Genomic DNA, 26,477 nt, shown 5'->3' with positions numbered 1-26,477 from the left:
CCCGCGTGCCGCATGCCGGACGCGGGTGGACCATGCAGCAAGGAAAAACATGGCCCTGACTTCGCGCGAACGAGCGAACAAGACGCCGCTGGAAATCGTTCCCAGCCACAGCGCGGACGTGATCCTGCCGCGCCAGCCGGGCAAGACGCCGCTGGCAAGCCAGATGGTCATCGTCATCGGCTCCTCCACTGGCGGCACCGAGGCGTTGCGCACCCTGCTGACCGCCTTGCCGGCCAATATGCCGCCGATACTGGTGGCGCAGCACATGCCTGAGATGTTCACCCAGTCATTTGCCCAGCGGCTGGACTCCTTGTGCCGCTTGCGCGTGAAAGAGGCCGAGGATAGCGAACGGCTGCAGACGGGCACGGTTTATATCGCGCCGGGCCACTCCCATCTGCTGATCAAGAGCGCGCAGACCATAGGCTATAGCACCTGCTTGAACAATGGCCCCGCAGTCAATCGTCATCGGCCCTCGGTCGATGTGTTGTTCCGCTCCGCCGCCAATCTGGCGGGCAAGAACGCCATAGGCATCATCCTGACCGGCATGGGAAGAGACGGCGCCAACGGTATGCTGGAGCTGAAGCAGGCCGGGGCCTGGAACATCGCCCAGGATGAGGCCAGCTGCGTGGTGTTCGGCATGCCCAAGGAAGCGATCGCCATCGGCGCCGCCCATGAGGTGCTGCCGCTGGCCAGCATCGCCCAAAGACTGACCGTGCTGGCTCACCAGCGCCAGGCAACCCTATAAGTAAAAGCATTGGATTCCATGAAGTATTTACCGATTCTGGTGGTGGAGGACGACGCCGATCTGCGCGAAGCCATCATCGACACCTTGACACTGTCCGGCTATCCCACGCTGGAGGCGGCGGATGGCGGCCAGGCCCTGCAGAGGCTGAGGCAGGAGCCGGTTGGCCTGATCATTTCCGACGCGCAGATGGCGCCGATGGACGGCTACGCCTTGTTCGACGAGGTGAAAAAGCATTATCCCGGCGTGCCCTTCATCCTGATGACCGCGTATGGCGTGATCGAGCGGGCCATCGAGCTGCTGCGCGCCGGCGCCAGCCACTATCTGCTGAAGCCATTCGAGCCGCAGAGCCTGCTGGCCGAGGTGGAAAAGCATTTGCTGGCGATGCCGGGGGACGACGGCGGCGAAGTGGTGGCGGAATCCGCCGCCATGCGCCAGCTGTTCGCGCTGGCCGGCCGCGTGGCGCAGAGCGACGCCAGCGTGATGATCAGCGGCCCAAGCGGCACCGGCAAGGAAGTGCTGGCGCGCTATATTCATCGCCACTCCAAGCGCCAGGGCGGGCCGTTTGTGGCGGTCAATTGCGCGGCGATTCCGGACAACCTGCTGGAATCCACCTTGTTTGGTCATGAGCGCGGCGCTTTCACCGGCGCGGCTCAGGCCTTGCCGGGCAAGTTCGAGCAGGCGCAAGGCGGCACCATCCTGCTGGACGAGGTCACCGAGATGCCGCTGTCGCTGCAGGCCAAGCTGCTGCGCGTGCTGCAGGAGCGCGAGGTGGAACGCATCGGCGGCACGCGCACCATCAAGCTGGACATCCGCGTGCTGGCGACCTCGAACCGCGACTTGCAGGCCGAAGTGGAGGCGGGGCGTTTTCGAGAGGATCTGTATTTCCGCCTCAATGTTTTCCCCCTGCGCATCCCGGCGCTGGCAGAGCGCCCAGACGACATTTTGCCCTTGGCACGATTCCTGCTTAAAAAACATGGAGAGGCCGCTGGACGGTCATCCCTGGTGTTTTCCAAGGATGCGGAACGTCATTTGACGGCCTATAGTTGGGAGGGTAACATCCGCGAACTGGATAATGTCGTGCAGCGGGCGGTAATACTTGCCGCGGGGGCGGAAATTATTGCCGCCGATTTGTTGCTGGGCGATATTTCGGGCGTGGGGCAGATTACCCGGACGGAGTCCGAGTCGGACGGTTCGGTGTCGGATGAAACCGACATGAAAACCCTTGAAAAACGCCATATTCTGGAAACACTGGCAGCGGTAGGCGGAGTCAAGAAGCTTGCCGCGGAAAAACTGGGCATCAGCGAACGTACTTTGCGTTATAAATTGCAGCGTTACCGTGATGAGGACGCCGCTGCGGCTGGCCAGGATGTTCCGGAGGGTAATGGCACGGAGTAGCCATGTCAGTCAATAATATCGACCAGTTGCTGGGCGAACTGAGAAGTGCCGCCGCGCTGGCTGCCGGCAAGCAGTCGCCTGCCGCGCAGCAGACGTCGCAAGTCGATTTTTCCGATGTGCTCAAATCGACGATTGAGCAGGTCAACTCGGCGCAGCAGACTTCGGAGGAAATGCAAAAGCAGTTTCAGCTGGGCGACAACAAGGATGTCAATCTGCAGGACGTCATGATCTCGCTGCAGAAAGCCAGCCTGTCGTTCCAGACCATGGTTCAGGCGCGCAACAAGCTGGTCAGCGCCTATCAGGAAATCATGAATACCCAAGTCTAGCGCTGTCGGATCCACAGATTGGGCGGCGGTGGACCTAAACCAAATACCACCGTATGGCTGATCTGGCAGAAGAAAACGCAGTTCCGGTTTGGCGCGCACGCTTGAACGAGGCGGGAGAGCGTTTCAAGGCGTTGCCGAACAACAAAAAAATCCTGTTTTTAACTGCGCTGGCGGCCATCTTTGCGGTTGTGGTCGGCGCGGTGGTTCTCAATCGCACGCCTTCCTATAAAATCCTGTTTTCCAATCTGGCCGACCGCGATGGCGGCCAGGTCACTGCTGCGCTGCAGCAGATGAATATTCCCTATCAGCTGGGAGAGGGCGGCGTGATTTCGGTGCCGGCCGACAAGGTCTATGACGCCCGGCTGAGATTGGCCGCGCAAGGCTTGCCCAAGGCGAGCGGCGTCGGCTTCGAGCTGATGGATAACCAGAAGTTCGGCATCAGCCAATTCGCCGAGCAGGTGAATTACCAGCGTTCCATCGAAGGCGAACTGGCGCGCACCATAGAAGCCATTTCTTCGGTGCAGAGCGCGCGCGTGCACATCGCCTCCCCCAAGCAGAGCGTGTTCGTGCGCGAGCAGCAGGCGCCCACGGCCTCGGTGATGCTGCAGTTGTATCCGGGGCGCATCCTGGACGGCGGCCAGGTGGCGGGGATTCTGCACCTGGTGTCCAGCTCGGTGCCGAATCTGCCCATCAAGAACGTCACCATCGTGGATCAGGATGGCAATCTGCTGTCCAAGCAGTCGGGACCGGATGACAACTCCGGCCTGGATCAGCGCCAACTGGGCTTCGTGCGCCAGGTGGAGGATGGCTACGTCAAGCGCATCGAAGACATCCTGGAGCCCATTTTCGGCAAGGGCAACGCGCGCGCGCAAGTCACCGCCAATGTCGACTTTTCCGAAATCGAGCAGACTTCGGAAACCTATCGCCCCAATTCCAGCCCCAATCCATCCGCCACTCGCAGCCAGCAGATCAGCGAGAAGCTGGTCAATGGCTCGGCCAACCCCACCGGCGTGCCGGGCGCGTTGTCCAATCAGCCGCCGTCGGCCGCTTCGGCGCCGATCACGCTGCCGCCGGGCGCGGCGCCGGGTACCGCCACCTTGTCCGGGCAGACGCTGGGCGCCAGCGGCGCGTTGCAGCGCGACATCACCACCAATTACGAGGTGGACAAGACCATACAGCACACCAAGGTGCCGACTGGGGTGGTCAAGCGGCTGTCGGCGGCGGTGGTGGTCAATTATCGCCGCATGCCGGACAAAAACGGCGAAATGAAGCCCACGCCCTTGACGGCGCAAGAAGTGCAGCAGATCAATAATCTGGTCAAGGAGGCCATGGGCTACAACGCCTCGCGCGGCGATACGCTGAACGTGGTCAATGCCGCCTTTGCCGACAATGCCCAGCCGGTCACCGTTCAGGAACGCGTGGTCGATTACGTCACCGACAACGGTACCAGCCTGATCAAGTACGGCTTGCTGACGATAGCCGTGCTGTACCTCTTGTTCGGCGTGGTGAGACCCATCATGCGCGATCTGGTGCGGCCGGCGCCGCCGCCGGGCGAGCCCGAGGGCGGACTGGCCGTCAAGGGCGGCCGCCTGCTGAGCGTGGCGGGCGAGGATGGCGAAGAGGGCGAGGCGATGGCGGCCGCGGCGGGCAGGTCTGGGCACGAAGATCCGCGCGAAGCGCAGCGTCGCCAATATGCTAGCAATCTGGAAGCGGTGCGCGAGATCGTGAAGTCCGATCCGCGCATGGCGGCCCAGATCATTAAGGAATGGATCAGCTCCGATGAGTGATAACGGCATACGCAAGAGCGCCATCCTGCTGTTCAGTCTGGGGCAGGCCGAAGCGGTCGAGGTGTTCAAGTATCTGGGGCCGAAAGAGGTGCAGAAGATCTCGCTGGCGATGGCGGCGATCAACAACCTCAGCTACGAGCAGATAGACCAGGTGGTGGACCAGTTCCGCCAGGAATGCCAGGCGCGCGCCAGCATTGGCGCTTCCGACGAGTACCTGCGCAATGTGCTGGTGGAGGCGCTGGGTCCGGACAAGGCGGCCAACCTGCTGGACAAGATCATGCAGGGCAACGACCACAGCGGCATCGAGAGCTTGAAGTGGATGGACCCTTCGTCAGCGGCCGACTTGATCCGCCACGAGCACCCGCAGATCATCGCCACCATCCTGGTGCATCTGGAACCGGACCTGTCCAGCTCCATCCTGGCCTATTTTCCGGAGCGCATGCGCAACGAGGTGCTGATCCGCACCGCCACGCTGGAAGGCGTGCAGCCGCAGGCGCTGCGCGAATTGAACGACGTGCTGACGCAACTGTTGTCCGGTTCGGACCGCATCAAAAAGAGCGCGTCCGGCGGCGTGGGACTCACCGCGGAAATCCTCAACTTCATGGGCAGCAATGTCGAGACCTCGGCGCTGGGCTTCATCCGCGAATACGACCCAGAGCTGGCGCAGCGCATTCAGGACAAGATGTTCGTGTTCGAGAACCTGCTCGACATCGACGATCGCTCCATCCAGACCATTCTGCGCGAAGTGCAGTCCGATTCGTTGGTGATCGCCTTGAAGGGCACCAGCAACGATCTGAAAGAAAAAATCTTCCGCAATATGTCGCAGCGCGCGGCGGAAATGCTGCGCGACGACCTCGAATCCAAAGGCCCGGTCAAGCTGTCCGAGGTGGAGGCCGAGCAGAAGGAAATCCTCAAGATCGTGCGCAAACTCGCCGACGACGGCCAGATCGTGCTAGGCAGCAAGGGTGGCGATGAAGGCCTCGTCGAGTAATCCCATCATTCCGGGCGAGGAGCTGGAAGGCTGGAGCAGCTGGAGCCCGGCGTCGCTAGACGGCTTCGCCCAGGCCTTGTCGCCGGCTCAGCTGGTTGCCATGGCGCAGATGCGCAAACCCGGCGGTCCCAGCCTGGCGGAGAAAATCGCCGCGGCCGAGGCGGAGTCCGCCGCTCCCATGCCGCTGGCCGAGGCGGAAGCCCTGGCCGAGCAGGATGCGGAGACGGTTGCAGAGGATGGGCCGGGCTTGGGCTACCCCACGGCGGCGGAACTGGAAGCCATTCATCAAGAGGCTTGGCAAGCCGGTCATGAGGCTGGCCTGGAGGCAGGTCGGGCCGAGGGTTTCGAGCAGGGCATGCAGGCGGGCAGGGAGCAGGGCGCGGCCGAGGCGCGCGCCGAGCTGCAACCGCGACTGGATGAGGCCTGGCAGTCCCTGCAAAAGCTTGCCGGCGAGTTTTCCGCGGAGCTAGGCAGGTTGGAGAGCGAGCTGGCGCGGGACGTGCTGAAGCTGGCTTGGCAGTTGGCGCAGAAGCTCCTGCAGCAGCAATTGCAGCAGGATGCCCAGGCGGTGTTGCCGCTGCTGCAAGCGGCCTTGTCCGAGCTGCCCTCCACGCTCAGCAGCGCCCGTCTGCGCGTCAATCCGGCGGATTTGGCCGCCGCGCGCGAGTTCCTGCAACTGGAAACGCCGGAAACGGTTTGGCAGTGGATAGAAGATCCCGCCATTTCCCGCGGCGGCTGCGTGATAGATACCACATCGGTGCGGCTGGACATGACCGTGGAGACGCGGCTGGCGGCGATGAATCGAGCCTTGGGACTGGAGGCGGGAGATGAGCGGCAGCCTGATTGAACGCCAGCGCGCCTGGCTGGGCGCCTGCGCCGACGCTGCCGCGGCCGCCGAACTGTGGCAACCCTGCGGCCGGCTGGTGCGCGTCACCGGCATGGTGATGGAGGCGGTGGGGATCAAGCTGCCGGTGGGCAGCGCCTGCCGCGTGATGCTGGCCGATGGCCAGGCGGTGGAAGCCGAGGTGGTGGGTTTCTCCGGCGATAAGGTCTTCCTGATGCCGCTGACCAATGTGCACGGCCTGCTGCCCGGCACGCCGGTGTTGCCCTTGTCGTCGCACGCGCCGCCGTTGTATGGCAAAAATGCCGGCGCGGCGCGCGCGGAGGGCTTTGCCGGCCGCCAAGTGCCGGTGGGCATGAATCTGCTCGGGCGGGTGCTCGATTCGCTGGGGCGTCCGCTGGACGGGCTGGGTCCCGTCCACCCCGAAGCCTGGTTTCCCCTCTACAGCCAGCCGATGAATCCCCTGGACCGTACGCCGGTGCACGACGTGCTGGATGTGGGCGTGCGCGCCATCAACGGCCTGCTGACGGTGGGGCGCGGCCAGCGCCTGGGCCTGTTCGCCGGTTCCGGCGTCGGCAAATCGGTATTGCTGGGCATGATGGCCCGTTTCACCAAGGCCGATGTCGTGGTGGTGGGACTGATAGGCGAGCGGGGACGCGAAGTCAAAGACTTCATTGAGAACATCTTGGGCGAAGCGGGGCGCGCGCGTTCGGTGGTGGTGGCCGCGCCGGCCGACATGCCGCCCTTGATGCGGCTGCATGGCGCGGCGTACGCCACCGCGCTGGCGGAATATTTTCGCGCCCAAGGCCTGGATGTGCTGCTGTTGATGGACTCCGTCACCCGTTACGCGATGGCGCAGCGCGAGATCGCTCTGGCCATCGGCGAGCCGCCGGTGACCAAGGGCTATCCGCCGTCGGTGTTCGCCCGGCTGCCGCAGCTGATTGAGCGAGCGGGCAACGGCGAGGAGGGCGGCGGCTCCATCACCGGTTTCTACACCGTGCTGTCCGAGGGCGATGATCAGCAGGATCCGATCGCCGACTCGGCGCGCGCCATCCTGGACGGCCACTTCGTGTTGTCGCGAGACCTGGCCGAGGCCGGGCATTATCCGGCCATCGACATCGAGCAATCCATCAGCCGCGTCATGGTGGATGTGGTGCCGCAGCAGCAGATGGACCTGGCTCGCCATTTCAAGCAACTGTATTCGCGTTACCGGCGCAACCGGGACCTGATCAGCGTAGGCGCTTACGTCGCCGGCTCGGATCCAGTGCTGGACGATGCCCTGCGGCGACAATTGCCCATGGTGGGCTTCCTGACCCAGCCGATGCATGAATCGCATGATTACGCCTCTTGCTGCCAGCAATTGGCGAGCGTGCTGGCCTGAGGCTGAGCCATGGCGGAGAGCAAGTATCAGTTGCTGATCAAGCTGGCTGACGAGAAGCAGCAGGCGGCGGCGGAGCGAATGAGCCTGGCGCAGAATGCCCTCAATCAGGCCAGGATGCGGCTGGAACAGTTGGACAACTTCCGCGAGGAATATCGCCAGCGTCTGATGGCGGGCGGCAGTCAGGGCATGTCGGTCATTCAATATCAGGACTTCTGCCGTTTCCTGCTGCGGCTGGATGAGGCCATGGTGCAGCAGAAGCAGGACGTGGATCGCTGCACGCAGCGTTTCGTGCTGGAGCGGCAGGCCTGGCAGCTGGAGTACAAGAAGCTCAAGGCTTACGAGAAGCTATTGCAGCGCGAGCGCGAACGGGAGGCGCTGCAAGAAGCCAAGCGCGAGCAAAAACGCAGCGACGAGTTTGCTACCCGCCAGTTCTGGGACCGCACCCACGGCGAAGATGCCTGAGAACGCGTTCGCGATCTTTGGCCAAACCAATTTCTCCTCTCCGCGCGCCGGGCAGCCCCGGAAAGAAAAATCGCCATCCGCGAAGCGGGGGCAAAGCCGGGAACCGCGTGAGCGCGTGGCAAGCGCCGCTAACCTAGTCCGGCCCGCCTTGGCTCAGGTTCTCTGACGGAGTTTTGTCAGCGGCGCTAAGGAGCTGGCACATTCCTTGCTTTTCCAACTGCGTCCCACCCTCGTCGAGGCGCATCATGACCATCATAATCAATACCCCTCCGGCCAGTGCCGGCGGCAATGCCGGCCAAGCTGGCGCGGCCAGCTCGGCTGCAAGCGAGGGCGGCGGCGATCTGTTCGCCAGCCTGCTGGGCGTGCAGATGAGCGCCATGGGCGGCATGCTGCAAGGGCTGGGCGATGGCGGCGATGGCAAGGACGCTGACGACAAGCCTGCCAGCAAGCACGGCGACGACGCCGACCCGGCCCAGGCGGCATTGGCGCTGCCGCTGCTGGCCGCGCTGCAGCCGCAACAGGCTCCGTCTGCCGATGTCAAGGCGCCGACGCAGGACCTGCTGGCGCAGCAGGGGAACGCCAAAGTGGATCCCGCGCTGCTGCTGCAAGTGGGCAAGCAGGGTTTCAATTGGCAGGCCAACCAGCAAAAATTGCCGGACCAGGATGCCTCTGCGCCGCAATTCTTGCCGCTGCAGCAACTGCAGCAGCCCTCGCAGAGCCAGCAGGCGCAAGCGGTTGCGGTGCCGCAGCTCACTTTGCCGCAGACCCTGAACGATCCCAATTGGGGCAAGGCGCTGGGCGAGCAGATGCTGAGCATGGTCAACTTGAAAATGGACAAGGCTCAGATTCAGCTGAACCCCCCGCAAATGGGCCCCATCGAGGTGACGCTGAAGATGAACGGCACCGACCAGGCCCAGGTTTTGTTCACGGCAGCCGTGCCGGCCACGCGCGAGGCGCTGGAAAACAATATGCATAAGCTCAGCTCCATGCTGTCGTCCAGCGGCATCCAGCTTACCGATTCCCAGGTGTCCAGCGGCAATTCCGGCCGTCAGCAACAGGCCTACCAACAGAAGAGAGGCCAGCAGAATCAAGGCGTAGCCGAGGTGGATGGCGTGGACGCCCTGGCCTCGATCAAGGCGGCGCGCGGCATACTCAGCATCTTTGCCTGACTCATTTGACTTTCGACTCTGTTCATTCTGATGAGAAAACTGGAAAATATGGAGGGGAAATCGTTTAAGATTTCACTAGGCACTCCATAAAGAACAGGTCATAAAGTATGTCTGATGATAAAAAAGCGGCGGACAAGGCGGAAAAAAAGGCGGGAGGCGGCGGCAACAAGCTGATGTTGATCGTCATCGTGTTACTGATTCTGGTTTTGGCGGCCGTAGGGGGCTTGGCCGCCTATATGTTCACCAACGTGAACAAGGCGCCCGGCTCGGCGCAGAGCGAGCAAACCAAGGAAAGCGCAAAGAAAAAGCACGACGGCCCGCCGATTTTTGAAAAGATGGACACCTTTGTGGTCAATCTTGCCGGCAACGACGGCAGCCTGCTGCAAATCGACATGCAGGCGGAGCTCAGCGACGAGGAAGCCAAGAAAAAATTCACCGAATACGCGCCCAAGATCCGCAGCGCGGTGATTCTGCTGTTGTCGTCCAAGAGCGCGTCCGAGTTGAGCACGCCGGACGGCAAAGTGAAGCTGAAGGCCCAGGTCAAGCAGATCATCAACGAAGCGATGGACGCAGGCGATAATCCTGTCGTCGACAGCATTCTCTTTACATCCTTCATCATCCAGAAGCAGTAGGGCGCCATGGGCGACGATATCCTGTCCCAGGAAGAGGTAGACGCGCTACTTAGAGGCGTCTCCGGAGAGGACGAAGATGACGACGGTGCGCAGGATGCGCAGGGGGTCCGAAGTTACGACATCGGCCGGCAGGAGCGCATTGTCCGCGGCCGCATGCCGACGCTGGAAATCATCAACGAGCGTTTCGCCCGCAATCTGCGCATCGGCCTGTTCAATTTTCTGCGTCGCAATGCCGAAATCTCGGTCGGACCGGTGCGGGTGCAAAAGTACAGCGAGTTCATCCGCAACCTGGTGGTGCCGACCAACCTGAACCTGGTTCACGTCAAGCCCTTGCGCGGCACCGGTCTTCTGATTTTTGATCCGGACCTGGTGTTCCTGATCGTGGATAATCTGTTCGGCAGCGACGGGCGTTACCACGTTCGGGTGGAGGGGCGCGATTTCACGCCGACGGAGCAGCGCATCATCCATCGTTTGCTGGAAGTGGTGTTCAGCGAATGCCAGAAGGCCTGGGAGCCGGTATATCCGATCGAGTTCGTCTACCTGCGCTCGGAAATGAATACCCAGTTCGCCAACATCGCCACGCCGACGGAAGTGGTGGTGGCGGTGACCTTTCATATCGAGCTGGGCGCGGGCGGCGGCGATTTCCATATTTGCCTGCCTTACTCCATGGTGGAGCCGATCCGCGACTTGCTGTCCAGTACCATGCAGGCCGACCGCACCGAGGTGGACAACCGCTGGGTCAATCTGATGACCCATCAGGTGCAGGCGGCCGAGGTGGAGCTGGTGGCGACGCTGGCGCAGACCAAGGTCACGCTGGGCCAGATCCTGAATCTGAAGTCGGGCGATGTGGTGATGGTGGAAATTCCGGAGCGGGTGGAGGCCGATGTTTCGGGCATCCCGGTGTTCGAGGCCAGCTACGGCACGGTGCAGGGGCGCTACGCCCTGAAGGTGGAAAAGATTTTGGCGGGGGCTCATGAGTTCATGGAGTCGCCGGGAGACAGGGAAGAATGAGCGAAGAAGATCTGCAAGCCGGCGCGGCGGGCGCCGAGCAGGAAATTTCGATGGACGATTGGGCCGCCGCGATGGCGGAGCAGGAGGTTGCCGACGGGCCTGCCCAAGAGTCGGCTGAGGCGGTGCCGGCGCAGGGGCTGTTCCAGGAAATCGGCGCGGGTGTGGCCGGCAGCGGCGCGCCGCAGAATCTGGACATGATTCTGGACATCCCGGTTCAACTCACGGTGGAACTGGGGCGCACCAAGATCGCCATCCGCAACCTGCTGCAATTGGCGCAGGGCTCCGTGGTGGAGCTGGACGGCATGGCGGGCGAACCCATGGACGTGCTGGTCAACGGCTGCCTGATCGCCCAGGGCGAGGTGGTGGTGGTCAACGACAAGTTCGGCATCCGCCTGACCGACATCATCACGCCGGCTGAGCGCATCCGCCGCCTGCAAAAGTGATGGCCATGCGACATTCAACGCGCATCATGTGCGCGGCTGCGGGATTTGCGTTTTCGGCCACGGTAACGGCTGCCGTGGCGCCGGTTCAAGCGGCGCCGTCTCCTTTGGCCAGCCTGCTGCAAGTCATCCTGGGGCTGGCCGTCGTGCTGGGCGCCATCATTGGCGTCGCCTGGCTGTTCAAACGCCTGTCCGGCGGCGTGCTTGGCAATGCGGGGCGGGTGCGCGTGGTGGGCGGCACCATGGTTGGCCAGAAAGAGCGCGTCGTCATCGTGGAGATGGAAGGCGAGTGGCTAGTGCTGGGCGTGACGCCCCATCAGGTCAATCTGCTGAATAAAATGGCCAAGCCCGAAGGCGCTGAGGCTCAGGCGGCTGAGGCGGCCGAGCCGTTTGCGCGCTGGCTGAAGGCCGCTTTGGACAAAAGCCGTTCCGGTCAAGCGCGGCGGGATAAATGATGAAGAAAAAGATGGTGATCGCCCTGCTCTCCGGCGGGGCGTTGTTGTTGCCGCTGCTGGCGGACGCGGCGGCGGGGCTGCCGATGATGACCAGCACGCCGGCGGCGGGCGGCGGGCAGAACTATTCGCTCAGCCTGCAGATGCTGCTGTTCATGACGGCGCTGACCTTCATCCCGGCCATGATGCTGATGATGACGGCATTTACCCGCATCATCATCGTGCTGTCGCTGCTGCGTCAGGCATTGGGCACGGCCCAGTCTCCACCCAACCAGGTGATCGTGGGTCTGGCGCTGTTTCTGACCTTGTTCGTGATGGGCCCGACCTTCGATCAGGTCTATTCCAAGGCCTGGGTGCCGTTCTCCGATGACAAGATCAGCTTCAGCCAGGCGCTGGACGAGGGCAGCAAGCCGATGAAGGCCTTCATGCTGCGGCAGACGCGCGAGAAGGACTTGGCGTTCTTCATCGAGATTTCGCAATCGCCCAAGCCGCAAAGCAAGGAAGACGTGTCGATGAAAACGCTGGTGCCGGCCTTCGCCATCAGCGAGTTGAAAACGGCCTTCCAGATCGGCTTCATGATCTTCATACCGTTCATGATCATCGACTTGGTCGTCGCCAGCATTTTGATGGCGATGGGCATGATGATGGTGTCGCCGGTCACCATTTCCTTGCCGTTCAAGATGATGTTGTTCGTGCTGGTGGACGGCTGGACCCTGCTGATGGGCTCGCTGGTGCAGAGCTTCTACACGGGATGAGCATGCGGCTGGAACCCTTGTCGACGGCCGACTGGCCGGCGTGCTTCGCCTTGTTTCGCGACAGCGTGCAGGCCTTGGCCGGCGGTGCGTACACGCGCGAGCAATGCGAGGCCTGGGCGCCGGCGCGCGCCTGGGATGCCGGTATCGAACAGGCCTGGCGCGCGCGGCTGGACGGCGCCTGGGCTTGCAAGGCGGTGGCCGATGACAGCCGTTTGGCGGGCTTTGCCTGGTTGAAGCCGGACGGCGAGTTCGACATGCTGTTCGTCGCGCCCTGGGCTGGCAGGCAGGGACTCGGCGGGCGCATGGTCAGAACATTGGACAATCAGGCAGAAGAGGCGGGCGTGACGGCCTTGCATGCCTGGGCCAGCCATGCGGCGCGGCCGGTTTTCGAGCAGGCGGGCTACACGGTGCTGCGCGCCAATCGCGTCGTGCGCGGCGGCGTGGCGATAGACAACTGGCTGCTGGCCAAGGGCGGCTGGCGAGAGGAGGGAGCATGAGTCCGGAGCTGGTCATCAGCATCATGCAAAACGCTTTGTACATCCTGATCATCGTATCGGCGCCGGTTTTGCTGACCTCCTTGCTGGTCGGCCTGCTGGTCAGCATCCTGCAGGCGGCGACGCAGATCAACGAGATGACGCTGACCTTCATTCCCAAGCTGCTGGCGATGTTCCTGGTGCTGGTGTTGGCCGGGCCGTGGATGCTGAACACCCTGATGGAATACATCACCCGCTTGTTCCAGAGCATACCGAATGTGATTGGCTGATGCTGACGCTGAGCGATGTTCAGATCAATGCCTGGGTCGGCATGTTCGCCTGGCCCTTCGCGCGCATCATCGGCCTGTTTCTGACCGAACCCATCTTTGCCTACCGCGGGCTGCCGCGCCGCTTCAAGGCTTCCTTCGCGCTGGTGCTGACCGTGATGCTGGCGCCTTTGCTGCCGCTGCTGCCGGCGGTGCCGCTGGTATCGGCCGAGGGCATCGCCATCCTGTTTCAGCAATTGCTGATCGGCCTGGCCATGGGCTTTGTCATGCGCATCGTCATCAGCGCGGTGGAGTTGGCCGGTTTCATCATCGGCGCGCAGACCGGCCTGGGCTTTGCCATGTTTTTCGACCCCATGCACGCGGCCCAGGTGCCGGTGCTGTCGCAGATGCTGTCGCTGTTCACCTTCTTCCTGTTCCTGGCTTTTGACGGTCATCACGTGGTGCTGCGCACGCTGGTGGAGAGTTTCCACGTGCTGCCGATAGGCATGGCCATGCCGGCCGTGGGCATCAAGGCGCTGGTACTGTGGAGCGGCCATTTCGTCGAATGGGGCATACGGCTGACCATGCCGGTGATAGGCGCGCTCTTGATCACCAACCTGGCCATCGGCGTGATGACGCGCGCCGCTCCGCAATTCAACATCCTGACCTTCGGCTTTCCGCTTACCATCATGATCGGCTTCGGCACCTTGTATCTGACGCTGCCCTTGATGATTCCGGTGATCGAACTGATGTACCGCGCCGGCTTCGAGATGATGCTGAAGATGCTGCAGGCCAAGTAGCCGGCATCTCGTAGACGGCCGACGCTTCTGTTAAAATGGCGCGAATTTTGATTGACGCTTGGGTTCGCCTGAGAACCAAACCAACAGACAGAGGCAAATATGGCAGGTCACAGTAAATGGGCTAACATCCAGCACCGCAAGGGTCGCCAGGATGCCAAACGTGGCAAGATCTTCACCCGCCTGATCAAGGAAATCACCGTCGCGGCCAAGATGGGCGGCGGCGACGTCAATATGAACCCGCGCCTGCGCCTGGCGGTGGATAAGGCCAAGGCCGAGTCCATGCCCAAGGACAATATCGAAAACGCGATCAAGCGCGGCACCGGCCAGCTGGATGGCGTCGATTATGTGGAATGCCGTTACGAAGGCTACGGCATCGGCGGCGCGGCGGTGATGGTGGACTGCCTGACGGACAACAAGACCCGCACCGTGGCCGACGTGCGCCATGCCTTCTCCAAGTACGGCGGCAATATGGGCACCGACGGCTGCGTGGCCTTCCAGTTCAAGCACTGCGGCTATCTGGTGTTCGCGCCGGGCGTGGACGAGGATGCGCTGATGGAAGCGGCGCTGGAAGCCGGCGCCGAAGACGTGGTGACGAATGACGACGGCTCGATCGAAGTCATCACCGGACCGTATGAGTTCTCCGACATCAAGGACGCGCTGGAAGCCAAGGGCTTCAAGTCCGAGATGGGCGAAGTCACCATGCGCGCCGAAAACGAAACCGAGCTGACTGGCGACGACGCCGCCCGCATGCAGAAGCTGCTGGACGCGCTGGAAGATCTGGATGACGTGCAGGAGGTGTACACCTCCGTCGTGATCGGCGAATAAGCGCGTCGCCCCCGTTTGCAAAACCCGGCCTGGCCGGGTTTTTTCATGTCCTTGTCCTGCGCTGCCCCGCGGCGGGCTTGGGACGGGGGCGCCGCCGGTGTAAACTGTCGCTTCGATCCGTACAGCCTTTCGCGCAGGAATCCGTCATACCATGTACCAGCCGCATGCCGCCCGCCGCAGCCGCCTGATGAGCCAGATCGGCGATGGCGTCGCCCTGTTGCCCACCGCGCCGGAAGCGGTGCGCAACGCCGATTGCCACTATCCCTTCCGCCCCGACAGCCATTTCCTCTACCTGACCGGCTTTGCCGAGCCGGAGGCCGTGCTGCTGCTGGATGGCCGCAGCGGCCAGTCCATCCTGTTCTGCCGCGAGCGGAATCCGGACATGGAGATCTGGGATGGCTTCCGCCATGGTCCAGACGGCGCGCGCGAGGTCTTCGGCTTTGACGCGGCCTTTCCGCTGTCCGAGATGGCGGAGCGGATCCCGGCGCTGCTGACCGACTGCAGCCAGCTGTGGTGGCCGCTGGGTCATGACGAGGCCTTCGACCGCCGCGTCAACGGCTGGCTGGGCGCCGTGCGTGCCAAGGCGCGCGCCGGCGCGCGGCCGCCGGCCCATTACGGCGACCTGCGCGCCTTGTTGGACGAAATGCGCATGATCAAGGACGAGTCCGAGATCGCGCTGCTGCGCCAGGCCGGCGAGATTTCCGCCGCCGGCCATGTCGCGGCCATGCGCGCGGCGCGGCCGGGCATGCATGAATACCAGCTGGAGGCGGAGCTGCTGCGCGTCTTCGTCGGTCGAGGCGCGCGCCATCAGGCTTATGAATCCATCGTCGCCGCCGGCGCCAATGCCTGCACGCTGCACTACGTGGCCAACGACGCGCGGATCCGCGATGGCGACCTGGTGCTGATAGACGCCGGCTGCGAGCTGCGCGGCTACGCCGGCGACATCACGCGCACCTTTCCCGCCAACGGCCGTTTCAGCGGCCCGCAGCGCGATGTCTACGAGATCGTGCTGGCCGCCGAACTGGCTGGCATCGCCGCGGTCCAGCCGGGCGCGCTTTGGACCGCGCCGGCCGATGCCGCGCTGCAAGTGCTGGCGCAGGGGATGCTGGACCTGGGCCTGCTGCAGGGCAGCGTGGATGGCGTGATCGAATCCGGCGCCTACCGCCAGTTCTACATGCACGGCGTCGGCCACATGATAGGCCTGGACGTGCACGATGTGGGCCAGCGCAAGCAGCATGGCCAATGGCGCAGCTACCAGCCTGGCATGTGCACCACGATCGAACCCGGCTTGTATATCCGGCCGGCGGACAATGTGCCGGCGGCTTTCCATGGTATCGGCGTGCGCATCGAGGACGATGTGCTGGTCACGGCCGACGGCAACGAGGTGTACACCGCTGCGGCGCCCAAGACGATAGACGAGATCGAAGCGCTGATGCGCGGAGAATGAATATGAATGCGATGAACAGCGAACACGCCGACGTGCTGATCGTCGGCGGCGGTCCGGTCGGCGCGCTGGCGGCGCTGCGGCTGGCGCGGCAAGGGCGGCGCGTGCTGCTGATCGAGGCGCGCGCGCGCGATGCCGAAGTGCGCGATGCGCGCGCGCTGGCCTTGTCCTGGCACAGCCGCGAGCTATTGGCCGACGCGGGCGCCTGGCCGGAGGATTTGCCGGCCACGGTCATCGATACCGTGCATGTGTCGCAGCAGGGCAGCTGCGGCCGTACCCGCCTGGACACGTCCGACTTGAACTTGCCCCACCTGGGCGCGGTGGTGGACTACCCGGCGCTGGTGACGGGCCTGGGCGCGGCCCTGGAGCAGGCTGGGGTGCAAGTGTGGTGGCAGACGCGCGTCTGTTCCGTCAAGAGCCTGAGCCAGTATGCCTGCGCCGAAGTGGACGCGCCGGAGGGCAAGCGCCTGCTGACCGCGCGCCTGCTGGTCTTGGCCGAGGGCGGCGGCTTGGCGGAAACGCTGCCGGGCATTCGCCGCCTGGTGCATGACTACCGTCAATGCGCGGTGCTGGCCGAAGTGGAGACCGAGCTGCCGCCCCAGGGCGTGGCTTACGAACGCTTCGCTCATGACGGCCCGTTCGCGCTGTTGCCGCACGGCGAGCGCTATATGCTGGTTTGGACGCGCAGCCAGGCGGATGCCGAGCGGCTGGTCGCGGCGGATGAAAACGCATTGCGCGCACAGCTGCAGCAAGCCTTCGGCGAGCGCCAGGGCCGCATTCGGTCCATCGGTCCGCGCGCCAGCTTCCCCCTGGCCCTGCGCCAGGCCAATCTGCTGGTCAGCGGCCGCGTGGCGCTGATCGGCAACGCGGCCCAGACCATGCACCCGGTGGCGGCTCAGGGCTTGAACCTGGGGCTGCGCGACGCGGTGGGGCTTAGCCAGGCCCTGGAGGGCGCGGCCGACCCCGGCGACGCGCGCGCCTTGCGGCGTTATGCCGCCGCGCGCAAGCGGGACAGCCATGCGGTGGTGGGCTTCACCCACGGCCTGATCAAATTATTCGACGGCCATCACCCGGTGCAGAACGCGTTGCGCGGCGCGGGCATGACCGTGCTGGATGCGCTGCCGGCGTTGCGGCGCAAGTTTGCCGGCCATCTGGTATTCGGCGTGCAAGGATAAGCGATGCGTTACGACTCATATCAAGTCATCGTCGTCGGCGGCGGATTGGTTGGCGCCAGCCTGGCGCTGGCGTTGGCGCGTCAAGGCAAGCGCGTGGCGCTGCTGGAGCGGCACGCGCCTGCCGAGCAAGAACGGGTGCAGGGCTGGGACGCGCGCATTTACGCGGTGAGCCCGGCCAACCGGCTTTTTTTGGAAAGCCTGGGCGCCTGGCCCGGCATGGAGCGTATCGGCACCATCGCCGCGATGGATGTGCGCGGCGACGTCGGCGGCCGCATCGAGTTCTCCGCGGCCGACGCCGGCGGCGAGGCGCTGGCCTGGATAGTTGAGAATCGTTGGCTGTTGGCCTCGCTGTGGCGACAGCTGCGGGACAGCGATGTCGCGTTGCTGACCGGCGTGGCGGTGGCGTCGCTCGAAACCACCGCGCGGGAGGCCCGGCTGACCCTGGAGGATGGCCGTGCGCTGCGCGCGGAATTGCTGGTTGGCGCCGATGGCGCCAACTCATGGGTGCGCGCCCAGTGCGGGCTGGAGGCAGAGATCAAACCCTATGGCCAGAGCGGCGTGGTGGCCAATTTTGCCTGTGAAAAACCGCATGATGGCGTGGCGCGGCAATGGTTTTTCGGCGACGACATCCTGGCCTGGCTGCCCATGGCGGGGAACCGAATCTCCATGGTGTGGTCCACCTCTGATTCCGCCGCGCTGCTGGCCTTGCCGCCGGAAGCGTTGGCTGAGCGGGTGGCGCAAGCCGGCGGCGGTCTGTTGGGCGCCTTCGAGACGCTGACGCCGGCCGCGGCCTTCCCCTTGCGGCTGATACGGCCGCAGGCCGTGGTGGCCGAGCGCGTGGCGCTGGTGGGCGATGCCGCGCATACCGTGCATCCGCTGGCCGGGCAGGGCGTGAACCTGGGCTTCCAGGACGCGGCGCAGTTGTCGGCGCTGCTGCAAGACGCCCCGGACTGCGGGGACTGGATGTTGTTGCGCCGCCATCAGCGACAACGCCGCGAAGCGGTCGCCGCCATGCAGCTGGGCTGCGACAGCCTGTACCGGTTGTTCCAGGCCAAGCTGCCCGGGCTGCCCTGGCTGCGCAACACCGGCCTGACCCTGACCAACTGCCTGACGCCGCTGAAGCGCCAACTGGCGCGGCAGGCGATAGGATACTGAATTCCCACAAGGATAATGCGTTGATGAAAACCAAGATGAAGTCGCTGGCCTTGGCCAGCACCCTGTTGATGACGCTGGCCGCCTGCTCCCAGGCCGCGGGCGGCAATCTGGATGACGTGAAAAAGGCTTTCCTCAGCCATTTTCCCAGCAAGCCGGTCAAGAGCGTCAGCGCCACGCCGGTCAAAGGCATTTACGAAGTGGTGGTGGAGGGCAAGCAGGTGGTGTACACCAACAGCGATGCCAGCTATCTGTTCGTGGGCGATCTGATCGACACCAAGAACAAGGAAAGCCTGACCGAGAAGAAAATGGCGGAACTGTCCAAGGTGGATTTCAAGGCGCTGCCGCTGGAATATGCCTTCAAGGACGTGCGCGGCAAGGGCGAACGCAAGATGGTGGTGTTCTCTGACCCGGATTGCCCGTTCTGCAAGAAGCTGGAGCGCGAGAGCCTGAAGGATATCGACAACGTCACCATCTACACCTTCCTGTATCCGCTGTCCCAGCTGCACCCGGATGCGATGCGCAAGTCCAAGCAGATCTGGTGCGCGACCGACAAGGCCGCCACCTGGACGGCCTTCATGCGCGACGGCAAGCCGCTGACCGGTCCGGACAACTGCGACACTGCCGTGCTGGACAAGGTGCAGGCGTTGGGCGAGAAGCTGGGCGTCACTGGCACGCCGGCGCTGATCTTCCCGAACGGCCGCCTGGTGCCGGGGGCGATCGACGGCAGCGATATCGAGCAGCTGCTGAGCGCCAAGTAAAACCACGCCGACGGGGCCGGCCTTGCCGGCTCCGTTTGCATGTCTGGAAGGAGCGGCGTGAGAGTGAGGCTGCGGCCCTGGAGCGTGGCGGAGCGCGTGTTGCTGGCCCTGTGGCTGTCCGTGCTGGCGCATGGCGCGCTGCTGTGGCTGCCCTTGCGGCCGGGCGGCCTGAATGGCGGCGCGACGGCGGCGTTGACGGTCAGGGTGCTGGCCGCGCCGTCTCCCGCTAGGCCGGCCGCGGCGCTTGTCGCCCCGCCGGCTGCCGCGGCCCTGCCCGCCGCGGAGGCGGCATCGGCGCCGCAGGCTGCCGCGCCGGCCGCCGATGGCGGACAGCTGCGGCTGGGGGCAGACATCTATTATCCGGCGAGCGAGCTGGACCGCCTGGCGCAGGAGCGCAGCAGCATTGTGCTGCCGGACGTGGTGTGGAGTGGCCCGCCGCAGCCACTGACGTTGCTGGTCTTCATCAGTGAAACCGGTCAGGTGGATGCGGTGCGCTTCGAAGGCTCTCCGTCCAAGGCGCTGGCCAGCGCCATCGCTCCGGCCTTCCGCGCGGCCTGGTACCAGCCGGGCGTCAAGGAGGGGCGGGCGGTCAAGAGCTATAAGCGCATACGCATAGAGCCGCAGCTGGAAACGGCGCCCGCGCCGGCACTGTCGCATTGAGCGCGCTTCGTGCTACATTGTCCCCCGTCCCGGCGCATGCCGGGGGGCTAACACCATAGGGGCGGACAACCGCTCCGCTATCATCGACAAAGGAAATGACATGTCTGATCTGCAGACCCTGTTCACCCAGGCCCAGGCCGATGTGAAAACCTTGTCCGAGCGTCCGGACAACCAGACCCTGCTGCAACTGTACGCGCTGTACAAGCAGGCGACCGATGGCGACGCCAGCGGCGAGCGCCCGGGCATGATGGACTTCATCAACCGCGCCAAGTTCGACGCTTGGGAAAAGCTGAAGGGCAAGTCCGCCGACGAAGCCATGCAGGAATACGTGGACGTGGTGAAGAAGCTGCTGGCCGACTAAGCCCGCGCGCACCCGTCAAAACGGCGTCCCATGGACGCCGTTTTCTATTGAGTGTCTACCAGCAGCCGCTGACGACCTGCGCTGTGCCGCTGCCGATGACGTTGGTTTGGTTGCCAAGATTGTCCAGCTGGTAGGTCTGGCAGGTGGTGTCCTTGGCCTGATTGCCCTGTGGGGTGGCGGTCAGCGAAAAGGTGGTGGCGGTGGCGCTGGCAATGGCCAGCGCGTACAGATTGTTGCCGCCGCCCGGCACGTAGACGGTGCCGCTGGCATAGCCCAGCGTGGACAGCTGGCTGGCGTAGGTATTGTTCAGGGTGTAATAGCTTTCCTGGCGCGTGGCCAGGTCTTGCAGCGCGGTTTTGGCCGCGCTGCGGTTGGATTGCAGGATGAAGCTGTTGTAGGACGGGATGGCGATGGCGACGATGATGGCGAACACCACCATGGCGATGACCAGTTCGATCAGGGAAAAGCCTTGTTGGGCGCTTGGGGACGGCATCTGATGATTTTCCTTCATGCGGGGTTCAGCGCAGTTCAATCCAGTTCAGCCGGGCGTGCAGGTCGAATGCGGCCGGATTGATCTTGGGCGGGTTGACCACCGGGCCGCCGGTGATGCTGCTACCGATGGTGTAATAGTTGTTCTGGTAGCTCACCACATTGGCGCTGCCGGCCATGCTTACGGCCACGCCGTTGATGACGTTGCCGTTGATGCCGGTGAAGTTGCCGGAGTCGTTGGCGTAGAACGAGGTGTGGGTGGCGCCGCCGGTGCGCAGGTCCGGCGACATCGAGAAGCCGGTGGCGGAGCCGACCGTGCACGATGAGGGATTGTTGTTGGGCGGAATGGTGGTGTTGACGTTGAAGGTTCCGAACAGATTGACCGGGTTGTAGACCACCTGTTCGCCGCTGCCGGGCAGATCCAGCTTCCAGCCATAGCTGGTGTTGGCGGTGCTGGGGCTGCAGGCACTGTTGCCCTGCCAGCATATGGTGTTGCTGGACAGCGAGCGGTAGCCCTGCACGCCGCTTTGGGTGGAGTTATAAGAGCCGGTGACGGTTTGCGTGGTCAGATTGCTGGGCCGCAGCTGGCTGCCGCTGGGGGTGGATCCGCTGTAATAGGCGCTTTTCCCCGACAGCGTGTTCCAGCCGGACAGGTCCCAATCCCATACCCCGTACAGGCTTTGCGTGCCGGAGGCGTAGCCATCCGCGGAGTAGGACGTGAAGGGGATTTTCTGGCCGGTGCCAAAGCTGATGGTCACCCGCGGCGACGTATTGCCGGTGGGAATGGAAGACACCAGCAGCTTGGTGGTGATTGGTTGCAGGCTGCGCGTGCAGGTGCCGGCGCTGACCTGGGCGTTGCTGCAATAGGTGTATTGCGTGGTGAACAGCGGCGCGGCCGAACTTTTGCCGAATTTGGAAACGGACCAGTTGGCGGGGGAGCTGTCGGTGACGTTGAAGCGCCAGACATTGCCGAACAGATCGCCTGCGTAGATGTAGTCGGTGATGTTGTCGCCGTCCAGATCGGCGGCGGTGGCGTAGTAGATGCCGTTGCTGTTGCCGCCGCCGGAGGGGTCGTTGCTGGGGCCGCTGCCGGTATCCAGCTCATAGAAACTGCGCGTGCCGTCGCTGGCCACCAGCATGATGAATAGCACGGCGTGGCCATTGTAGCTGCTGTAGCCATTGCCGAAGATGGCGCCCCATTGGCCATTATGGAAGCGGGTGATGACCGGCGTGCCGAAGGTATAGCCCAGATCGTTGCCGCAGCTGCTGTTGCCCACGCAGCTGATGGTATTGCTGTTGATTTCGCTGATCACCAAGCTGCTGGCATTGCCTTCCGAGAAATTGGATGGATTGCTGATGTCCAGCATGTAGAGCGCCTGTCCGCCGGCGCCCAGGCCGCCGATCAGCCAGGTATGCCAGGCCTTGTTGTAGTAAAGATCGTCCGCGGCCGGCGTGGCATCCACAAAGTACTGGTGGGCGTAAGTCGGGTTGCTGAATTGCGGGATATTGCTTAGCGTGGCGGCGGGCGCGTAGGCGAGCACTTCCGCCCCGTCATTGGGGGTATTCGCTGTGGTGTAGTTGCCATTGGCGTCGTAGGCGCCGCTGCGATAGGCGTGCAGCATGCCGTCGTTGCCGCCGTTGTAGATGATGTTGGCGCGCGTGGCGTTGTTGCTCTTGTAGGTGCTGTAGGTCTGGCCGTCGCTGGCGTTTTCCAGCATCGTCGCGCTGGGGTAAAGCTTGTCGCTCCAGCTGTCCGGATACTTGTTCTGCGGCGAACCCACCCAGATCGGGCTGCTGTTGACGATGTCGCCCAGCACGCTGTCGCGCGCGCGAAACAGGCCTACGCCTTGGGAATTCACTTCATTGCTGCGGTCGCCGCGTATATAGGAAACCCGGGCCTGGCCGTTGCTGTCCGTGTTGCCGTTGCCGTCGGTGTTGAGCGTGCTTTGTTGTCCGCTGGAGAGATTGGCCCACTGGAAGGCCACGCCCTGGCTGCCGTTCCAGCTGAGGATGGAGCGGCTGCTTTGCGCGGTCATGCTTTTGGCGCCGGTGGCCGCGCAATCTCCGCCTGTCAGCACGCAGGAGGCGTCCCAGGTGGCGGTGCTGGAGACGGTGACGCTGCCTGTGGTTTGATTGGCCACCAGGGCGTAGGAGGTCACCTCGCCCCACCAGTTGTCCGGGTGGTAGCTGGCCACGTATTGCTGGGTGCCGGTTTTCACCAGGCTGGTGGGCTGGCTGTTCAGGCCGCTGGAACTGGCGGACTGCGTGAAGGGCTGCACCTGGAAGCAGGCGATTTCATGCACGTTGTAGCTGGCGCCGGTGGAGCCGGCGAAGCCGAAAGTCAGATTGGTGGGCAGGGTGCCGCTGGTGCCGGTGGTATTGATGTCGAAATTGGAGATGACGTTGACGTAAGCGCCGTTGTTGTAGCTGTAGGACAGGCTCAGCAGATTGGTGGGCGTGATCTTGAGCTTGTAGCTGATCGGCACCGCCTTGCTGCGCGAGGTGGTGGCTTCGTTGGCCATGGGCTGGCTGCTGGGCAGGCGGTAAACGCCGTTTTTGGCGCCGGGAATGCTGATGAAGGGGTAGTTCTGGACCGATTGATAGTTATTCCTGCTGACCTGGTATTGCCCACTCTTGCAGACGTTCTGCACGTCGGTGACGGAAAAGCTTTTGCCAAACCGGGCGGCCAGCGCGCTGGCGGTGACCGAGCCGGAGCCGCGCATCGAGATATTTTGCGCGATGGCACCCGGGCCGGTGGAGGTGTTGTCGCCGTAGTTGGGGAAGTTGCCGTATTCGTCCATGCCCAGGCCCAGGAAGCCGTTGGCGATGCCGTCCGGCGTACTCTTGCCGTTGGAGCAGCTGTAGCCCAGGCTGCCGCCGTAGGCGCCTATCGCGCTGGGGATGGCGGTCAGCAGGAAGAAGCTCATGCCGTCGGCGCCGTCGCGGGCGGAGCCACCGGAGTCGCCGCCATAGGAATAGGTGGTGAACGTCGCCTGCAGCCCGCTGGTGGACGGAAACAGATTGTTGTAGACGATGGCGCCGGATTGGTTTTGGGCGTTGGTGGTCAAGCGCAGCGCGCCGTTGCCGTTGGTATCCCGGATGCTGGAGCAGGCGGGAATGGAGCCGGTGCCGTTGCCGGCCGTCATGCAGGCGCTGCCGTAGACTTGCCAGTTGAGCTGGGCACTGCTGCCGGTGAAGTTGTCGCCCACCACGATGGCATGGGCGCCGGTCGACCACAGCGCGGCGAGCAGCAGGATCAGCGCGCAGGGGGCGAAAGGAAGGCGCGAAATGGGTTTCATCGTCATTTCCCCAGGTTCTTGACGCCGGAATACAGCGTATAGGTGCTCTGCAGCACGACTATGGAATTGGTGTTGCCGCCGTAACCCAGCGTGGTGATCTGATACAGCGCGCCGTTGGCGGCGCTGTTCAGCCCCATGTATTGGATATAGGTTTGCGGCGGCTGGGCAAAGCCCAGGTTTTGCAGCAGCGGCAAGTCCGTGTTGCTCAGGGTGTAGCTGCTGCCCCAGGCGGTGGTGTCAGTCGGCGTGGCCAGGGCATTGCTGCACAGGGTCATCGCGCTCTGCGCCCGGGTGCAGGCTGCTTGAGTCGAGCTGCCATTGGTGCCTTGTATCAACCACCATTCTGAGAAGTCCAGCGCGGCCTGGGCTGCCTCGAAGGCGCGTCCCTTCTCGCGGATATTGCCGGCCATTCTCCCCTGCAGGCCGACGCCGCGCATCATGGCCAGGCCGATGATGGTGATCACGATCAGGATCATCAGCGCGGCGATCAGCGTGAAGCCGCCCTGCTGCGGATGGAGGTGTCGACGCGGCTTCATAGCTGATTCATCACTCCTATCAACCAGGACACCATGAGCGAGTTGTTGGTCGTGCCCTGCACGCTGACTTGATTGGCGATCGGATTGACCATGGTCAGCGTGATCTTGAGTGAGCGCACGGTGGCGCCGGCCGGCAAGCTGCTGGCGCTGTAATACTGGCTGACGGATCCGCTGCCGTTGCCGTCCACCCCATACAGCACGCTCATGTGGCTCACGCCGTCCACCAGGGGCTGGGCCGTGCCGCCATTCAGGGCGCAGGTCAGCTGATTATTGGCGTTGACGGTGAATTGATTGACGTAGACGGTATTCGCCGTGCCGGTGTTGGAGGTGCCGTTGCAGTTCAGTATGCCGTCGTTCGGCGCGGTGGCGAAGCGGATGGTCAGCGTGTCTGAAGCGCCGTTGGCGCCGGCGGTGCCGACGATGGACTGGCCGGCGGAAAACTGGGGCATGGTTTGCGTGGCGGCGGCGTCCGGCAGGGCATCGCTGGGGCCCTGGCTTTGCGGATTCGGGTAATAGCCGGCCGACTGGGCAATGGTGTTGATCAGCGTCATCGCGGTGCGCTGATTGTCCTGCAGCTGGGACAGGCCGCTCTGGTTGCTCTGGGTGAGCTTGGTCGAGGTGAAAATCATCACCAGCACGCTCAGCAGCATCAGTCCTATGGTGATGGCGACCATGACCTCGATCAGGCCGCCGCCGGTCTGCTTGAATCGCTTCATGGCACCACCGCCATCTGGTATTGCGCCGTGGCGGTGGCGGAGGCGGCCATATTGGTCGAGTTGACCTTGGACAGCTTCTCCAGCCAGGAAACCGTGATGGTGCATGAGGCGGGCGAATTGGACGTGGCGGCGGTGCAGGCGATCTGCCCGCTGCCGCCGGGCAGGGTGGCCAGCATGCCGGTGCCCCATTGCGTGGTGTCGTAAGCGGCCATGGCGGCGGTGGTGCAATTGGCGGTGGAGCAGTCCGTGGTCTGCGTCAGCGAAGGGGAGTTGTTGACGCTGGTGACGCCGCTGGCGTTGACGGTCCAGGTATTATTGTTGGCGGCGGACAGATTGGACCAGTATGCGACGTTGGCGTGCATGGCGGCTGCCATGCTGTCCGCCGCGATGGCGCCGAGGCTGCGGCTGCGGGCGATGCCGGTATTGTTGATGGCCGCAGCCTGCATGCCGGCGATGCCGAGCAGGCCCAGCGAGATCACGATCAGCGCGATCAACACTTCCAGCATGCTGAAGCCGGCATGGCGGGCGAGGGGGGCGGCGCTCAGGGACATGCGGTGCCCGCCTGGCTGGTTTGGCCGCCGCGCAGGATGGCCGGGTGGCCGTAAGCCTCCACGACCACGCAATACGGCGTGGCGCTGGCATTGCTGACGCTGCGCACCACTACTTTGCCGGTGTTGGCGGAGGGGGCGTAGCCCATGCGGTTGAAGCAGAACGGCGTGGTGCCGGCGGCGGGCGTGGCGGCGAGATTGGTGTAGGCGGCGGTGTCCGTGCTGCTGAAGGACGCCTGCTTGCGCAACACCGTGCCGCCGGTGCCGTTGGCGCAGCTGTTGCCGCTGGTCACGATCCAGCCGACTTTCCAGTCGGCGCCGCTGCCGGCGGCGTCGCAAGCGGCGCCGTTGCTGGACTGGCAGACCAGCACGAAGCGGCCCTGCTTGATGGCTTCGCTGCGCGCGTAGAGGATGTCGGTGTAAAGGTTGCTGCTCTCCGCTTGTATGCTTTCCATGGCTATGGTGTTCTGATAGGCCGGCACGGCGAAGGCCACGGTGATCGCCAGGATCGCGATGACCATCATTAACTCTAACAGGGTGAAACCATGATGTTGATGCATGGGAATCGCAGGCGGCCTTTATTCG

At 63.8% G+C, this 26,477-nt stretch carries 30 protein-coding genes; 24 read left to right on the top strand and 6 right to left on the bottom strand.

Going from position 1 to position 26,477, the window contains the following annotated elements; all coding sequences use genetic code 11:
• The first annotated feature begins 49 nt into the window (after positions 1-49).
• From FYK34_RS10045 to FYK34_RS09930, 24 genes are all read left to right on the top strand, one after another.
• Positions 50-745 carry a chemotaxis protein CheB gene (locus tag FYK34_RS10045; protein WP_149296236.1) on the top strand — a complete coding sequence of 232 codons (696 nt, stop codon included), beginning with the start codon at positions 50-52 and terminating at the stop codon, positions 743-745.
• A gap of 18 nt (positions 746-763) precedes the next feature.
• The gene (locus tag FYK34_RS10040; protein ID WP_149296235.1) at positions 764-2,140 is read left to right on the top strand and encodes a sigma-54-dependent transcriptional regulator; all 1,377 of its coding nucleotides are present in this window, start codon (positions 764-766) and stop codon (positions 2,138-2,140) included.
• A gap of 2 nt (positions 2,141-2,142) precedes the next feature.
• Complete coding sequence (gene fliE / locus FYK34_RS10035) at positions 2,143-2,466, top strand: flagellar hook-basal body complex protein FliE (protein ID WP_149296234.1); 324 nt, start codon at positions 2,143-2,145, stop codon at positions 2,464-2,466.
• A gap of 101 nt (positions 2,467-2,567) precedes the next feature.
• Positions 2,568-4,253 carry a flagellar basal-body MS-ring/collar protein FliF gene (fliF, locus tag FYK34_RS10030; protein ID WP_231137238.1) on the top strand — a complete coding sequence of 562 codons (1,686 nt, stop codon included), beginning with the start codon at positions 2,568-2,570 and terminating at the stop codon, positions 4,251-4,253.
• Positions 4,246-5,244 carry a flagellar motor switch protein FliG gene (gene fliG / locus FYK34_RS10025; RefSeq protein WP_149296232.1) on the top strand — a complete coding sequence of 333 codons (999 nt, stop codon included), beginning with the start codon at positions 4,246-4,248 and terminating at the stop codon, positions 5,242-5,244. Before fliF ends, fliG begins: the two co-directional genes overlap by 8 nt.
• Positions 5,225-6,091 (top strand): FliH/SctL family protein, encoded by an 867-nt coding sequence (locus tag FYK34_RS10020; protein ID WP_149296231.1) that lies wholly within the window; start codon positions 5,225-5,227, stop codon positions 6,089-6,091. The genes fliG and FYK34_RS10020 overlap by 20 nt, the downstream gene beginning before the upstream one ends.
• On the top strand, positions 6,072-7,466 hold the full coding sequence (gene fliI, locus FYK34_RS10015) for a flagellar protein export ATPase FliI (protein WP_149296230.1): 1,395 nt from the start codon (positions 6,072-6,074) through the stop codon (positions 7,464-7,466). Before FYK34_RS10020 ends, fliI begins: the two co-directional genes overlap by 20 nt.
• Positions 7,467-7,475: 9 nt before the next feature.
• Positions 7,476-7,928: a flagellar export protein FliJ gene (fliJ, locus tag FYK34_RS10010; RefSeq protein ID WP_149296229.1), complete on the top strand. Its 453-nt coding sequence runs from the start codon at positions 7,476-7,478 to the stop codon at positions 7,926-7,928.
• 245 nt (positions 7,929-8,173) lie between these two features.
• Positions 8,174-9,097, top strand: coding sequence for a flagellar hook-length control protein FliK (locus FYK34_RS10005; protein ID WP_149296228.1), 924 nt, complete (start codon positions 8,174-8,176; stop codon positions 9,095-9,097).
• A gap of 107 nt (positions 9,098-9,204) precedes the next feature.
• On the top strand, positions 9,205-9,729 hold the full coding sequence (locus FYK34_RS10000) for a flagellar basal body-associated FliL family protein (protein WP_149296227.1): 525 nt from the start codon (positions 9,205-9,207) through the stop codon (positions 9,727-9,729).
• 6 nt (positions 9,730-9,735) lie between these two features.
• Positions 9,736-10,740: a flagellar motor switch protein FliM gene (gene fliM / locus FYK34_RS09995; RefSeq protein ID WP_149296226.1), complete on the top strand. Its 1,005-nt coding sequence runs from the start codon at positions 9,736-9,738 to the stop codon at positions 10,738-10,740.
• Positions 10,737-11,183, top strand: a complete 447-nt coding sequence (gene fliN, locus FYK34_RS09990) for a flagellar motor switch protein FliN (protein ID WP_149296225.1) — start codon at positions 10,737-10,739, stop codon at positions 11,181-11,183. The genes fliM and fliN overlap by 4 nt, the downstream gene beginning before the upstream one ends.
• Positions 11,184-11,257: 74 nt before the next feature.
• The gene (gene fliO / locus FYK34_RS09985; protein ID WP_231137237.1) at positions 11,258-11,635 is read left to right on the top strand and encodes a flagellar biosynthetic protein FliO; all 378 of its coding nucleotides are present in this window, start codon (positions 11,258-11,260) and stop codon (positions 11,633-11,635) included.
• Complete coding sequence (gene fliP / locus FYK34_RS09980; protein WP_149299901.1) at positions 11,635-12,387, top strand: flagellar type III secretion system pore protein FliP; 753 nt, start codon at positions 11,635-11,637, stop codon at positions 12,385-12,387. The genes fliO and fliP overlap by 1 nt, the downstream gene beginning before the upstream one ends.
• A 2-nt stretch (positions 12,388-12,389) precedes the next feature.
• Complete coding sequence (locus FYK34_RS09975; protein ID WP_231137236.1) at positions 12,390-12,884, top strand: GNAT family N-acetyltransferase; 495 nt, start codon at positions 12,390-12,392, stop codon at positions 12,882-12,884.
• Positions 12,881-13,150 (top strand): flagellar biosynthesis protein FliQ, encoded by a 270-nt coding sequence (fliQ, locus tag FYK34_RS09970; RefSeq protein ID WP_149296223.1) that lies wholly within the window; start codon positions 12,881-12,883, stop codon positions 13,148-13,150. Before FYK34_RS09975 ends, fliQ begins: the two co-directional genes overlap by 4 nt.
• Complete coding sequence (gene fliR, locus FYK34_RS09965; RefSeq protein ID WP_149296222.1) at positions 13,150-13,926, top strand: flagellar biosynthetic protein FliR; 777 nt, start codon at positions 13,150-13,152, stop codon at positions 13,924-13,926. The genes fliQ and fliR overlap by 1 nt, the downstream gene beginning before the upstream one ends.
• A 99-nt stretch (positions 13,927-14,025) precedes the next feature.
• The gene (locus FYK34_RS09960) at positions 14,026-14,751 is read left to right on the top strand and encodes a YebC/PmpR family DNA-binding transcriptional regulator (RefSeq protein WP_149296221.1); all 726 of its coding nucleotides are present in this window, start codon (positions 14,026-14,028) and stop codon (positions 14,749-14,751) included.
• Between the two features lie 151 nt (positions 14,752-14,902).
• On the top strand, positions 14,903-16,198 hold the full coding sequence (locus tag FYK34_RS09955) for an aminopeptidase P N-terminal domain-containing protein (RefSeq protein WP_149296220.1): 1,296 nt from the start codon (positions 14,903-14,905) through the stop codon (positions 16,196-16,198).
• 2 nt (positions 16,199-16,200) lie between these two features.
• A complete protein-coding gene (locus tag FYK34_RS09950; RefSeq protein WP_149296219.1) occupies positions 16,201-17,370 on the top strand; it encodes an FAD-dependent oxidoreductase in 1,170 nt (389 codons plus the stop codon).
• Between the two features lie 3 nt (positions 17,371-17,373).
• Positions 17,374-18,525, top strand: a complete 1,152-nt coding sequence (locus tag FYK34_RS09945; protein WP_149296218.1) for a UbiH/UbiF family hydroxylase — start codon at positions 17,374-17,376, stop codon at positions 18,523-18,525.
• Between the two features lie 23 nt (positions 18,526-18,548).
• Positions 18,549-19,283: a DsbC family protein gene (locus FYK34_RS09940; RefSeq protein ID WP_149296217.1), complete on the top strand. Its 735-nt coding sequence runs from the start codon at positions 18,549-18,551 to the stop codon at positions 19,281-19,283.
• A 57-nt stretch (positions 19,284-19,340) separates the two neighbouring features.
• Positions 19,341-19,943, top strand: a complete 603-nt coding sequence (locus FYK34_RS20705; RefSeq protein ID WP_196782471.1) for a hypothetical protein — start codon at positions 19,341-19,343, stop codon at positions 19,941-19,943.
• Positions 19,944-20,043: 100 nt separating this feature from the next.
• The gene (locus tag FYK34_RS09930; protein ID WP_149296216.1) at positions 20,044-20,304 is read left to right on the top strand and encodes an acyl-CoA-binding protein; all 261 of its coding nucleotides are present in this window, start codon (positions 20,044-20,046) and stop codon (positions 20,302-20,304) included.
• A 55-nt stretch (positions 20,305-20,359) separates the two neighbouring features.
• Here FYK34_RS09930 and FYK34_RS09925 read toward each other — a convergent pair whose 3' ends face one another.
• The 6 genes from FYK34_RS09925 to FYK34_RS09900 are packed head-to-tail and all read right to left on the bottom strand — an operon-like array spanning position 20,360 to position 26,452.
• Positions 20,360-20,797, bottom strand: a complete 438-nt coding sequence (locus FYK34_RS09925) for a type IV pilin protein (RefSeq protein WP_168209703.1) — start codon at positions 20,795-20,797, stop codon at positions 20,360-20,362.
• Between the two features lie 25 nt (positions 20,798-20,822).
• Positions 20,823-24,092 (bottom strand): PilC/PilY family type IV pilus protein, encoded by a 3,270-nt coding sequence (locus FYK34_RS09920; RefSeq protein ID WP_149296215.1) that lies wholly within the window; start codon positions 24,090-24,092, stop codon positions 20,823-20,825.
• Between the two features lie 2 nt (positions 24,093-24,094).
• Complete coding sequence (locus tag FYK34_RS09915) at positions 24,095-24,628, bottom strand: pilus assembly PilX family protein (RefSeq protein WP_149296214.1); 534 nt, start codon at positions 24,626-24,628, stop codon at positions 24,095-24,097.
• Positions 24,625-25,344, bottom strand: a complete 720-nt coding sequence (locus FYK34_RS09910; protein WP_149296213.1) for a PilW family protein — start codon at positions 25,342-25,344, stop codon at positions 24,625-24,627. Before FYK34_RS09910 ends, FYK34_RS09915 begins: the two co-directional genes overlap by 4 nt.
• On the bottom strand, positions 25,341-25,895 hold the full coding sequence (gene pilV, locus FYK34_RS09905) for a type IV pilus modification protein PilV (RefSeq protein ID WP_149296212.1): 555 nt from the start codon (positions 25,893-25,895) through the stop codon (positions 25,341-25,343). Before pilV ends, FYK34_RS09910 begins: the two co-directional genes overlap by 4 nt.
• Entirely contained in the window at positions 25,886-26,452 is a 567-nt protein-coding gene (locus tag FYK34_RS09900; protein WP_149299897.1) for a GspH/FimT family pseudopilin, read from the bottom strand. The genes pilV and FYK34_RS09900 overlap by 10 nt, the downstream gene beginning before the upstream one ends.
• Positions 26,453-26,477: the final 25 nt, after the last annotated feature.

The organism is Chromobacterium paludis, assembly GCF_008275125.1.
Classification (GTDB): Bacteria; Pseudomonadota; Gammaproteobacteria; order Burkholderiales; family Chromobacteriaceae; genus Chromobacterium; species Chromobacterium paludis.
Note: the sequence above shows the minus strand (reverse complement) of the source record. Positions and strands in the feature narration are given on the sequence as shown.